12 protein-coding genes are annotated in these 12,011 nt (G+C 63.6%); 7 read left to right on the top strand and 5 right to left on the bottom strand.

Annotated elements, in window-relative coordinates; all coding sequences use genetic code 11:
* Complete coding sequence (locus V8Z74_RS02870) at positions 1-807, top strand: SDR family oxidoreductase (RefSeq protein ID WP_349707843.1); 807 nt, start codon at positions 1-3, stop codon at positions 805-807.
* Between the two features lie 96 nt (positions 808-903).
* Here V8Z74_RS02870 and V8Z74_RS02875 read toward each other — a convergent pair whose 3' ends face one another.
* The 3 genes from V8Z74_RS02875 to V8Z74_RS02885 form a co-directional block, all read right to left on the bottom strand.
* The gene (locus V8Z74_RS02875; RefSeq protein WP_349708162.1) at positions 904-1,527 is read right to left on the bottom strand and encodes a glutathione S-transferase family protein; all 624 of its coding nucleotides are present in this window, start codon (positions 1,525-1,527) and stop codon (positions 904-906) included.
* A 138-nt stretch (positions 1,528-1,665) separates the two neighbouring features.
* A complete protein-coding gene (locus V8Z74_RS02880; protein WP_349707845.1) occupies positions 1,666-2,070 on the bottom strand; it encodes a VOC family protein in 405 nt (134 codons plus the stop codon).
* A gap of 36 nt (positions 2,071-2,106) precedes the next feature.
* Complete coding sequence (locus tag V8Z74_RS02885) at positions 2,107-2,598, bottom strand: hypothetical protein (protein WP_349707846.1); 492 nt, start codon at positions 2,596-2,598, stop codon at positions 2,107-2,109.
* On the opposite strand from V8Z74_RS02885, the gene V8Z74_RS02890 reads away from it, so the two are divergent.
* The 6 genes from V8Z74_RS02890 to V8Z74_RS02915 all read left to right on the top strand — a co-directional run bounded on the left by V8Z74_RS02890 (position 2,597) and on the right by V8Z74_RS02915 (position 8,305).
* Positions 2,597-3,208 (top strand): RBBP9/YdeN family alpha/beta hydrolase, encoded by a 612-nt coding sequence (locus V8Z74_RS02890; RefSeq protein ID WP_349707847.1) that lies wholly within the window; start codon positions 2,597-2,599, stop codon positions 3,206-3,208. The genes V8Z74_RS02885 and V8Z74_RS02890 overlap by 2 nt on opposite strands.
* A gap of 275 nt (positions 3,209-3,483) precedes the next feature.
* Positions 3,484-4,485 carry a sulfate ABC transporter substrate-binding protein gene (locus V8Z74_RS02895; RefSeq protein ID WP_349707848.1) on the top strand — a complete coding sequence of 334 codons (1,002 nt, stop codon included), beginning with the start codon at positions 3,484-3,486 and terminating at the stop codon, positions 4,483-4,485.
* A 157-nt stretch (positions 4,486-4,642) separates the two neighbouring features.
* On the top strand, positions 4,643-5,500 hold the full coding sequence (gene cysT / locus V8Z74_RS02900) for a sulfate ABC transporter permease subunit CysT (RefSeq protein WP_066470148.1): 858 nt from the start codon (positions 4,643-4,645) through the stop codon (positions 5,498-5,500).
* Complete coding sequence (gene cysW / locus V8Z74_RS02905; RefSeq protein WP_349707850.1) at positions 5,500-6,552, top strand: sulfate ABC transporter permease subunit CysW; 1,053 nt, start codon at positions 5,500-5,502, stop codon at positions 6,550-6,552. The genes cysT and cysW overlap by 1 nt, the downstream gene beginning before the upstream one ends.
* Before the next feature lie 23 nt (positions 6,553-6,575).
* Entirely contained in the window at positions 6,576-7,703 is a 1,128-nt protein-coding gene (locus V8Z74_RS02910; protein ID WP_349707851.1) for a sulfate/molybdate ABC transporter ATP-binding protein, read from the top strand.
* A 101-nt stretch (positions 7,704-7,804) separates the two neighbouring features.
* Positions 7,805-8,305, top strand: a complete 501-nt coding sequence (locus tag V8Z74_RS02915; RefSeq protein WP_066470143.1) for a disulfide bond formation protein B — start codon at positions 7,805-7,807, stop codon at positions 8,303-8,305.
* 70 nt (positions 8,306-8,375) lie between these two features.
* Here the strand turns inward: V8Z74_RS02915 and V8Z74_RS02920 are convergent, their stop codons facing one another.
* Positions 8,376-9,065, bottom strand: a complete 690-nt coding sequence (locus V8Z74_RS02920; RefSeq protein WP_349707852.1) for a glutathione S-transferase — start codon at positions 9,063-9,065, stop codon at positions 8,376-8,378.
* Between the two features lie 118 nt (positions 9,066-9,183).
* A complete protein-coding gene (locus tag V8Z74_RS02925; protein WP_349707853.1) occupies positions 9,184-11,946 on the bottom strand; it encodes a bifunctional diguanylate cyclase/phosphodiesterase in 2,763 nt (920 codons plus the stop codon).
* Positions 11,947-12,011 lie beyond the last annotated feature (65 nt).

The following is a 12,011-nucleotide window of genomic DNA, read 5'->3' on the forward strand; positions in this document are numbered from 1 at the left end:
ATGGCCTATTCGACTGACTCCTCTGCGCTGGACCTGCGCGGCAAGGTGGTGCTGGTCACGGGCGCGGGCCGCGGCATAGGCGCGGCCATCGCCACGGCCTTTGCGCGTGAGGGCGCGCTGGTGGTGGTCAACTACCTGTCCAACGCAGTCGCTGCCGCGCAGACGGTGGCGGCCTGCCAGGCCGCGGGCCAGGACGCCGGCGGCGACGCCTGGGCCGTGCAGGCCGACGTGGGCTCCGGGCCCGCGGTGCAGGCCATGGTCGATGGCATCGCCCGCGAGGCCGGCGCCATCGACATCGTGGTCAACAACGCCTTCCGGCCTTATGCCTTCGATCCCGAGCGCCGCAGCCGCTTCGACGCGCTGGACTGGAGCGACTACCAGGCCCAGTTCGACGGCGCGGTGGGCGCGGCCTTCAACGTCTGCCGCGCGGTGCTGCCGCAGATGCGCCAGCGTGCGCGCGGCAGCATCGTCAACATCGCCAGCAACCTGGTCGAGCATCCGGTCGTGGCCTACCACGACTACACCACGGCCAAGGCCTCGCTGGTGGGCTTCAGCCGCAACCTGGCCAGCGAACTCGGCCCCCTGGGCATCCGCGTGAACTGCGTGGCGCCGGGCCTGGTCTACCCCACGCAGGGCACGCAGGCCACCAGGGAGTCGTTCCGCGAATCGCTGATGGCGGCCACACCACTCAGGCGCCTGGCCAGCCCTGCGGACGTGGCCGGGCCGGTGCTGTTCCTGGCGTCGGATCTGAGCGCCTTCATGACCGGCCAGGTGCTGTTCGTGGACGGCGGCCTGGTGATGCGCTGAACGGGGGGGCAGCAGCGCTACAGCTCGGCAGCGCTCTGGTGCCTTTTTGAGCCGCGTGATGGCGCTGCGCATGGGGTTTCACGCATTGGTGTGTATTCAAGGCGTGCCATTTCTTCCATATTGGAGGAAACCAGGGCGAAGACTCAAGCGTTCGTAGTAAGCGTGTACCGCAGGTAAGTCCTTATGCGCAAGCGGTGTTTCAAACCACCGATTCACCGACAGCCCGATGGGTATGTCCGCGAGTGAAAACTCTTTGCCGCCGACGTAGGCCCCGGTTGAGGCGAGCTGCTTGTCGAGGATTTCCATGTGCCTTGTCCATTCGCTGCATGCTGCTGCCAGTGCATGACGATCCTGATGCTGTGGCGATTGCCGTACAAGCGACATGAAAGCATAGCTCCATGATCTGTTGAGGTCAGATGCCTGCCAATCGATCCATTGATCAATGGCCGCCTTTGCTTTCGCCTCTGCAGGATAGAGCCTGTCGCCGTTGTAGCGGTTGGCCAAATAACGAATGATCGAGTTTGACTCCCACAGGGTGATATCACCGTCCTGGATGACAGGAATCATCGCATTGGGATTCAAAGCGAGAAATTCAGGCGTATGCGTCGACCTGAAGCCTGAGCCCCAATCTTCCCGTTCAAAAGGGATGTCCAGCTCGGCACAGGTCCAGAGGACTTTTCGGACATTGATTGACGATGTCTTGCCCAATATGCGCAGCATTTCATTTCCTGGTCGTGGGGGAACTATCTCCTGCGGCTGCAACAAGCGGCTGGAGAAGAGAAAGGGTCGAGCAGCTCCAGCGGCCGGTACCCGATCATGCGCCGGATTCCCTTCATCGCCGCCGATGTTCACGAGCAGCTACGCATCAGAAGCAGAGCCTACGGGTGTGCAAAGCTCAACCAAAGAACCGTCAGGGCACCGTACATAGGACACGACCTGGCCCCAGGGCTTGGCAGCGGGGGGCGCCAACTCGGCTGCTCCTGCATGAAGCGCCTTCTGATGGGCCTGATGTACATCTTCCGTGACCAGCGCAATTTCAAACCCCAGCGGGCTGGGAGAAGAATGAGCCGCAACATGGCCTCCTGGAAAATTCAGCGCTCCGAGTTCATGAGCGGCAAATGCCAGCGTGGTCTGTCCTGTCTCCATTTCTCCGTAGGTGCCTGACTCATGAAGAAATCGGGGCTTCAGGCCAAATGCTTTGGTGAAAAAATCTAACGATGCAGAGACATCGGGGACATAAATGATCGCGTAGCCCAATTTCATGGAGAGAAACCTTGCAGGATGGAAGATGCAGCGGCGTTAGCAGCCGTCATTCATGAAAAAGGGCTGCTTCTTCAGACTTTTGCTATTTCGCATGATGCTGCTCAAAGTGAGGGCGAACAATGGCCGGCCCAACGGCCTGGCAGCAATGTCCCATCGACGATGCCAGCTTAAAGCCAAATGCAACCGTGGTTGCGGCGAAGGCAATGAAAAATGTCTCGGGATGGTGCATTGGCGGCCTGCCACGCTCTGGGGCTGGCCGGCGTTCTTCAGGTCGCGGCTTTTCGGCTCGATGACCGCCATGCCTTGCCATCGCCCGGCCGGCAGGCCGCGCGGGGCCTGCGCCATTAGCTTCTGCACATAAGAAAACAACAAAACATTTGTTGGGTTTTGGAATGCGCCTCCGCACAATGCCGTCCTATTGAAGCGCTTACGCAAACCAGGATGCGCCAAGGCTGCGTCCTCCCGGGGGTGAGCGCCTTGCCCGGCTGCTTTGTATCGGCCGTGATGGAACGTCTCAGGAGGCAGCATGAATACCCATCCCCGCATCGTCATCGTGCCCGGCTGGCGCAACTCCGGCCCCGCGCACTGGCAAAGCCTGTGGGCCCGCCAGCTGCCAGGCGCCGAGCGCGTGGAGCAGGACGACTGGCTCGTGCCGCACCGCGACGCCTGGGTGGGCGCGCTGGAAGAACTGGTGCTCGCAGACAGCCGCCCCGTGGTGCTGGTGGCGCACAGCCTGGGCTGCATTGCGGCCGTGCACATGGGCGAGCAGGCGGCCAGCCGGGTCCGGGGTGCGCTGCTGGTGGCGCCCGCCGATCCGGAGCGCCGGGCACAGCTGAGCGACTTCGCTCCCGTGCCCTACGCACCGCTGCCGTACCGCAGCGTGCTGGTGGCCAGCAGCAACGATCCCTTTTGCCCGATACGCCGCGCGGGCGCCTACGCCCGGGCCTGGGGCAGCGAGCTGGTGCGGCTGCAGAATGCCGGGCACATCAACGTGGAGTCGGGCTTTGGCGCCTGGCCGCTGGGCCTGGCCCTGCTGCAGTCGCTGCTGGACGATGCGAGCTGGAGCGCGCAGCAATCGGTGGCAGCGAGGACACCGCCCGATGCGAGGCAGGCCGGGCTGGCTCCGCTTGCCCGCTGAAAGACGGGAGCCCAGGGCAGCGAAAGCTGCCTTTTTCATAGCTGCTGGCGCTTGTCTGGCGGGTGTTTCCCCTGGGTTTTGCGTCAAGCCATCGACGGGAGCGCAAGGGCGGTGCGGTGACGATTTCGGTTACCGTTTTCCGGGTCTACCCATCTTGCTGCAGGCTTTATATCGCTATAGAAGAAAACAAAGAAAAATATATTCTTTTGAGTTTTAAACCAATGTTCGCACAATGCGTACATCTCCATACACATTCATAAGAAGGCAGCGAAAACATGCATTCCCTGAAGATCAAGACTTTGTTGGCATCCATGGCGCTGGCCGCGGCAGGCGCGGCTTCGGCGCAGAACCAGTTGCTCAATGCTTCTTATGACGTGGCGCGCGAGTTCTACAAGGATTACAACGCAGCCTTCATCGCCCACTACAAGAAGACCAAGGGAGTCGATGTGAAGGTGGACCAGTCGCACGGTGGCTCCAGCTCCCAGGCGCGCGCCGTCAACGACGGCCTGGCAGCCGATGTGGTGACCTTCAACACGACCACCGACGTGGACTTTCTGGCCGCCAACGGGGTGGTGGCCAAGGACTGGAACAAGAAGTTCCCCAACGACGCATCGCCCACCACCTCGACCATGCTGTTCCTGGTGCGCAACGGCAATCCCAAGAACATCAAGGACTGGTCGGATCTGATTCGCCCTGACGTCAAGGTCGTGGTGGTCAACCCCAAGACCGGCGGCAACGGCCGCTACGCCTATCTGGCTGCCTGGGGTTCGGTGCGCGAAAAGGGCGGTACCGATGCCGAGGCCGCCGACTTCGTGCAGAAGCTCTACAAGAACGTGCCTGTGCTGGGCAAGGGTGGCCGCGACGCGACCAGCATCTTCCTGCAGCGCAATATCGGCGATGTGCTGATCACCTTCGAATCCGAGGTGGTGTCCGTGGACCGCGAGTTCGGCCAGGGCAAGGTGGACGCGGTGTACCCGTCCGTGAGCATCGTGGCCGAGAATCCCGTGGCCGTGGTCGAGCGCACCGTGGCCAAGAAGGGCACGGCCCAGCTGGCGCATGATTACCTGCAGTACCTGTATTCCGACGAAGCCCAGGAAATCGCGGCCAAGCATGCGATCCGTCCGCGCTCCGAAGCCGTGCTCAAGAAGCATGCCGACCAGTTCAAGCCCATCAAGCAGTTCACCGTGGCCAAGTACTTCGGCTCGCTGACCGAGGCGCAGAAGGTGCACTTCAACGACGGCGGCCAGTTCGACAAGCTGTACACGCCGGGCAAGTAATCTCTCCCGGCCGCGTTGCGGCTTTCCTCCGGGGGGCGGCGGCCTGTGCCGGCGCAGTTCTTGCCGGCCTTCCCGAGCCGGGCCGCCGCAGTTTCCGAAGCGCTCCCTTTCCATGGGCAGCGCCTGTCGCGCCCTCATTCCCGAGTTGCCTCTGAATATGTCATCTGCTGTTCCAGCCCCACGCAAGGCGCGCAGCGCCAGGCGCGTCCTGCCCGGTTTCGGGCTGACGCTGGGCTACACGATCTTCTACCTGAGCATCATCGTGCTCATTCCGCTGGTGGCGCTGATCTCGGCCAGCTTGTCCCTGACCTGGAGCCAGTTCTGGGATGCCGTGGCCGCGCCGCCGGTCGTGGCGTCTTACCGGCTGTCGTTTTCCATGTCCTTCATTGCCGCCTGCGTGAACGTGGTGTTCGGCATGCTGATCGCTTGGGTGCTGGTGCGCTACCAGTTTCCCGGCAAGAAGGTGGTGGACGCGCTGGTGGACCTGCCGTTCGCCCTGCCCACCGCCGTGGCCGGCATCTCGCTGTCGGCGCTGTATGCGGGCAACGGCTGGGTGGGCCAGTACTTCGAATCGCTGGGCATACAGATGGCCTACAACCCCAAGGGCATCGCGATCGCGCTGATCTTCATCGGCCTGCCTTTCGTGGTGCGCACGGTGCAGCCGGTGCTGGAGGACTTCGAGAAAGAGCTGGAGGAGGCCGCCACCAGCCTGGGTGCTTCGCGCTGGCAGATCTTCTACAAGGTCATCCTGCCGCACGTCGGCCCGGCCTTGCTCACCGGCTTTGCCATGGCGTTCGCACGCGCCGTGGGCGAATACGGCTCGGTCATCTTCATCGCGGGCAACATCCCCATGGTTTCCGAAATCACTCCGCTCATCATCATGGCCAAGCTGGACCAGCATGACCTGGCCGGCGCCACCGCGGTGGCCGTGGTCATGCTGATCATCTCCTTCGTGCTGCTGCTGCTGATCAACGCGCTGCAGGCATGGCAGCGCAAGACCGTGGGAGGCCGCTGATGCAAGCTCTCCATGATCTGGTGATGTCGCTGTTTCCCCAATTGCCGCCGATCTGGGCGCATCTGCTCACCGCCGTGTTTTTGTTGGTGCTGGTGGTGCTGGCGCTCTACAGGATCACTGCACCGCCCCGCAGCGCCAGGCCCGAGAAGCTCTCCACCACCGAGCCGCGCTGGGTGCGCTGGGTGCTGACGTCCATTGCGCTGGCGTTCATGGGACTGTTCCTGATCCTGCCGCTGGTCTCCGTGTTCGGCGAGGCGCTGCGCAAGGGCCTGGAGGCCTATGCCGCGGCCCTGACCGAGCCCGATGCGATTTCCGCCATCAAGCTCACGCTGCTGACGGCGTTGATCTCCGTGCCGTTGAACCTGGTCTTCGGCATTGCCGCAGCCTGGTGCATCGCCAAGTACGAGTTCAAGGGCAAGGCCTTTCTGACCACGCTGATCGACCTGCCGTTCTCCATTTCGCCTGTGGTGGCCGGCCTGATGTACGTGCTGGTGTTCGGCGCCAACGGCTGGCTCGGCGACTGGCTGGCCGCCCACAACATGCAGATCGTTTTTGCCGTACCCGGCATCGTGCTGGCCACCATCTTCGTGACCTTCCCGTTCATCGCCCGCGAGCTGATCCCGCTGATGCAGGCCCAGGGCAGCGACGAGGAGCAGGCCGCCATCGTGCTGGGCGCCTCGGGCTGGCAGACCTTCTGGAAGGTCACGCTGCCCAATATCAAGTGGGGCCTGGTCTATGGCGTGATCCTGTGCAATGCGCGCGCCATGGGCGAGTTCGGCGCCGTGTCCGTGGTCTCGGGCCATATCCGCGGCCAGACCAACACCATGCCGCTGCATGTCGAGGTGCTGTACGCCGACTACCAGGCCGCCGCCGCCTTTGCCGTGGCATCGCTGCTGGCGCTGCTGGCCCTGGTGACGCTGGTCATCAAGTCGATTGCCGAGTGGCGCGCCGAACAGCTGGCCAAGGCTGCGGCCGAGGCGCCGCCCGAGCGCCCGGGCCAGATCAGCCTGCACGCGAAGGGCAGCGTCCCCAGCGACACCAAGGCCGCGTGATCCATCAGAACAAGAGAGCCATCATGAGTATTGAAATCCGCAATGTCAGCAAGCAATTCGGCGACTTCCAGGCCCTGCGCGATGTGAGCCTGGATATCCGATCGGGCGAGCTGATCGCGCTGCTCGGGCCGTCCGGTTGCGGCAAGACCACGCTGCTGCGCATCATCGCGGGCCTGGAAACGGCCGATGTGGGCAGCATCCATTTCAGCGGCGAGGACACGACCGACGTGCACGTGCGCGAGCGCAACGTGGGCTTCGTGTTCCAGCACTACGCGCTGTTCCGCCACATGACCGTATTCGAGAACGTGGCCTTCGGCCTGCGCGTCAAGCCGCGCAAGCAGCGGCCCAGCGAGGCCTTCATCCGCGACAAGGTCATGAGCCTGCTCAAGCTGGTGCAGCTGGACTGGATCGCGGACCGTTATCCCTCCCAGCTTTCGGGCGGCCAGCGCCAGCGTATCGCCCTGGCCCGCGCCCTGGCAGTCGAACCCAAGGTGCTGCTGCTGGACGAGCCCTTTGGCGCGCTTGACGCCAAGGTGCGCAAGGAGCTGCGCCGCTGGCTGCGCCAGCTGCACGACGAGCTGCACGTAACCTCGATCTTCGTGACCCATGACCAGGAAGAAGCGCTGGAAGTGGCCGACCGCGTGGTCGTCATCAACCAGGGCAAGATCGAGCAGCAGGGCACGCCCCAGGAAGTCTGGGACAACCCGGCCACGCCTTTCGTCTACGGCTTCCTCGGCGACGTCAACCTCTTCAAGGGCCGCGCCAGCGAAGGCCGGGTGTACCTGGAAGAGGGCATGGAGCTCGACAGCTCCGACGCCAAGGGCGTGCACCACAGCCAGGCCTTTGCCTACGTGCGGCCGCATGATCTGGAGGTGGAGCGCTATTCGCCGGGCCAGAACCTCGACGCCCAGGGCCGGCCCACGGGCATCGTGGCCCAGCTGTCGCGTGCCATCGTGGTCGGGCCCATTGCGCGGCTGGAACTTATTCCGTCCGAGTCGGCACAAACCTCTGGCAATGTCGGGGACGACGGGCTGATCGAAGCCCAGATTCCCGCGCAGCAGTTCAAGGACATGGATTTGCGGGAAGGCGAGACCCTTGTCGTCACGCCGCGCCGCGCCAAGGTCTTTCTGGATGAGGCTGCGGGCATCTGAGGCGCCGCCGTCCCGCTTGTCCTGCAGGCAAGGCTGTAGCATCTCGGGTGCTGCAGCTTTTTTAATTTGACTATTCGGTATTCGTGCCGAGAGAGAACAACATGCTCGAATGGATGGAAACCGCGCCCCGGCGAGTTCTGGCGCTGATCAGCGCTGCCTGCGTGGCCATGCTGGCCTTTGGCCTGTATCTGCAGCATGTGGTGGGGCTGGAGCCTTGCCCCATGTGCATCGTGCAGCGCTATGCCCTGATCGGTGTGGCGATATTCGCAGGACTGGCAAGCCTCAGAGGCTCCAAAGGCTGGTGGATGAGCTTTGGCCTGCTCGCACTGCTGATGAGCGGCTTCGGCGCTTTCGTCGCCGCCCGCCAGAGCTGGCTGCAATGGTATCCGCCCGAGTTCGCCACCTGCGGTCGCGACTTCTACGGCATGATCGAGCACTACTCCTTCAGCCGCTCCATTCCCATGATCTTCCAGGGCTCGGGCGATTGCGCTGCCGTGGACTGGACCTTGCTGGGCGGATCGATCGCCAACTGGTCCTTCATCTGCTTTGCCGTATTCGCCGTAGTCCTGCTCGTGCTGCTGGTGCGCGGCAGGCGTCGCTGATACTGCGCGATTGCCGGATATAAAAAGCCCTGCCGGATTTCGGCAGGGCTTTTTGTCGCCAGGCGCCGTGTCAGTCGCTTTCTGCGCTGCTGCCCATGAACACCGGGCCCGCCGTGCCGGGCACCCAGCCCGGATAGGTTTCCATCACCTCGGCAAACAGGGCCGAGTCGATCCAGCGCTGCAGCCAGCCCTGCAGATGGGGCCAGGGCTGCTCGTTCCACTGGGCCTCATCGATGCGCGCGTACTGGCGCACGAAGGGGCGCAGCGCCATGTCGGCCAGGCTGGGGTTGAGGCCGAACAGGTAGCCGGTTTCCTCGAGCTGGTCGTTGAGCGCGGACAGCCAGGTCAGCGCATCGGCCTGGGCCTGGTTGACGGCTTCGGCATCATGGCGCTCGGGATATTTGCAGCGGTCCAGCGCCTGCTTGAAGAAGCTGTCGTTGCGCTCGACCAGCGCCAGCATCTCTTCCAGGCTGCCGTGCGTGGGGGCGAGCCAGCCGTCGGGGTCGTTGCTGCGCAGCGCATGCAGCATGATGTCCAGGCTCTGTTCGATCACCTGGCCGTCCTGCAGCACCAGCACCGGCACCGTGCCCTTGGGCGAGGCATCGAGCAGCGCCTGGGGCTTGTTGCGCAGATTGATCTCGCGCAGCTCGCAGGCCAGGCCCGCATGGGCCAGCGCCAGTCGGGCGCGGATGGCATAGGGGCAGCGGCGGAAGGAATACAGCGTGGGCAGGGCGGCGGGGGAGTGGGGTAAGTCGGACATGGAAACATGGCCTCCGGAAAGAGAGGCGCAGAAAGGGGCAGAATGCGCGGCCAGGCTGGCTAATGTACCTGCTGCCACGAAGCCTTGCATTGCCATGTGCATAGGGCCATGTCTGGGACTATTTCGGGTGATCGCTGCTGTCCGTTGTGTCCAGGAGGCTTGCATCGCCGGGCGGTAACTCGCTCAGCCATTGCGCCAGTGGCATGGGTCGACCGAACCAGTATCCCTGCAGGCACTGGCAGTGGTTGGCAGCCAGAAAGGCCGCCTGGGCTTGGGTTTCCACGCCTTCGGCAACCACGACCAGACCGAGATGGTGTGCGACCGAAAGTATGGACTGGACGATGGCGGTGTCGCTGGCGCTGCCTGGCGTGTCCTTCACAAAGCTCTTATCGATCTTGAGTTCGTACAGCGGCAGGCGCTTGAGGTAGGCAAAGCTCGAATAGCCGGTGCCGAAGTCGTCGATCGCAAACCGCAGGCCCAGGGCCACGAGCTGCGTCATGCGCTCGGCCGTGTCGTCCACGGCGGCGATCAGCAGGCTTTCCGTGACTTCGAGCACCAGACGCTCGGCAGGCACGCCCGTGCGTTCCAGCAGCGAAGCCATGCGCTCGACAAAATCGTCCTGGCGGAACTGGAGCTGGCTCATGTTGACCGACAACGTGAGCTGTGGATGCGTAGCAGACAGTAAAGCCAATGTGGTGCAGGCCCGCTCCAGCACCCACTCTCCCAAGCGCAGGATGAGGCCGGATTCTTCCGCCAGCGGAATGAACTGGTCCGGCGCTACCGCGCCGCGCTCAGGGTGGAACCAGCGCAACAGCAGCTCTGCGCCAATGATTTGCCCTGCCCCATTGACCTGTGACTGCGCATAGATGGCAAATTGGTCCAGCTCCCATGCGCGTTGCAGGTCCTGCGCCAGGCTCAGCTCTTCCTGGGCACTGGCCTGCATCTCGGGCTCATAGAACGCCATGTGATTGCGTCCCGCAGCCTTGGCGCGGTACATGGCGGTATCAGCCTCCCGCAACATATCCTGGGCATCGGCCTGGCCGCGCGGAAACAGGGTGCCGCCGATGCTGCCCGTGCTGCTGTATGGGCGGTCCTGCAGTGCATAAGGCGTGTCCAGCGCCTCGCGCAGACGTCTGGCCAGCGCTTCGGCTGCACGCCTGGCCGTTGCAAGGTCCTGTCCCAGATCCTGGGCCAATACCACGAATTCGTCGCCACCAAGACGGCCGACCAGGTCTTCGGGCCGCAGCAGGTCCTGTAGGCGCCGGGCCACCTGCATCAGCAGCGTGTCGCCCATGGCGTGGCCCTGCGCATCGTTGATGCGCTTGAAGTGGTCCAGGTCGATGAAGAACAGTGCTCCCATGCTCCCGTTGCGCCGAGCTCGCGTCAGCGCATGCTGGGCCTGTTCCACGAGCATGCGCCGGTTGGGCAGACCGGTGAGTGCGTCGTAGTACGCCAGACGGTGGGTGCGGGATTCCGCCTCCTTGCGTTCGGTAATGTCGCGCGACAGGGCAATGAACGTGGGCTGGTCGCCGGGCTGTTCACCCTGCTTGCGTGCGATAGACAACTCGAACCAATGCGTGCTTCCATCCGCCACGCGTAGTGGAAACTGCCAGCCGCGCGTGTTCCCGTCGCGTTCAGCCTGCGCGATGGCGTTCATATAGGCGGATGCGGCCTCGGGTGGTACGACTTCGGGAAGCATGCGGCCCAGGAAATCATCTGGAGGCGAGTGCAGCAGATCGCTGCGCGACGTGCGATGGCGCAGCAGACGCCCGTCGCGCGACAGCTCGAACAACAGGTCGGGGATGGCGCTGAGCGTGCTTTCCAGCTCGTCGCGGGCGCTGCGCAGTTCCTGGGTCATGTTCCTGGCCAGTTGCTCCGCACGGTCGCGTGCCGTCATGAGCACCCAGGCGAACCAGCCCGTGGCCAGGCTCACAACCGCGCCAAGTGCTGCCACCACGGTGCTGTGCTGGTGGTCCGTGCGCTGTGAAAACGCGGCGGTGGGCGACATGGCTAGCGTCCAGGTGCGCCCGCCCACCTCTAAATGGCGCAACGTGGCCACGGCATTCGGAGCAGGCTTTGTATCCAGGGTGAAAAGCCGATGCGCAGGGTCTGCAGCGGGCGCATCGTAGATGGTGAGGGCCACGTCGGGCGCAAATTCCGGAGCCAGACTGTGCACGATGTCCTTGACCCGGAACGGCAGGCTTACCCAGCCGCGCAGCGCGGCCGATTTTGTACCGTGGCTGTACAAGGGCATATAAAGCACCGAGGAAATGTCCTGGTTGCGGTCTGTGTTCCTGTCCCGCGCCAGCACATAGCCTCGGCTCAAGGCTGGCTGCCCCGTGTCGGCGCTTTGCGCCATGGCCTCGCGGGCCACATCAATGGTGTTGAGGTCGAAGCCCAGTGCAGCGCGCTTGCTCTCGCTCCAGGGCTCGATCTGCGTCATCGGGGCATAGGCTTCGCGCCCGCCCGCAGGATGAATGTGGTAGCCGGCCATTCCGTCGGCACGCATCCGGGCTTCATGAGCATGGAGTTCCCGTGCTGGCACGTGGGCAATCAGGGATACGCTGGCAAGGCCCGGGCGCGTTTCCTCCAGGTGCAGAGCTTGCATGTAGGAGCGGAATTCGCCAGGGCTCACGAATTCGGAGGCGTCGAAATAGCCCTTGATGCCACGCAGCACCATCTCATAGGTGGCTAGGCGGTCCTGGAGGCTGCTGGAAATCTGTTCCACCGCCAGGTCGAAATTGCGGCGCTCGCGTTCATGTGTAGCCTGGTCCTCACTGTGCCAGTACAGGTAGGTCAGTCCCAGCATGACGACGCAGAGCAAGACGGCCAGCAATGCCTGCAGCCCGATGCGAGCGCGGGGCGAGGAACGATGGTTCATGAGCAACAGATGCGCGAGGTTGGCTGGGTTCACCTGAAATGAAATCCCTTAACTGCAAGTATGCA

The sequence above is a fragment of the Comamonas sp. w2-DMI genome, assembly GCF_040187735.1.
Taxonomy (GTDB): Bacteria; Pseudomonadota; Gammaproteobacteria; order Burkholderiales; family Burkholderiaceae_C; genus Comamonas; species Comamonas terrae.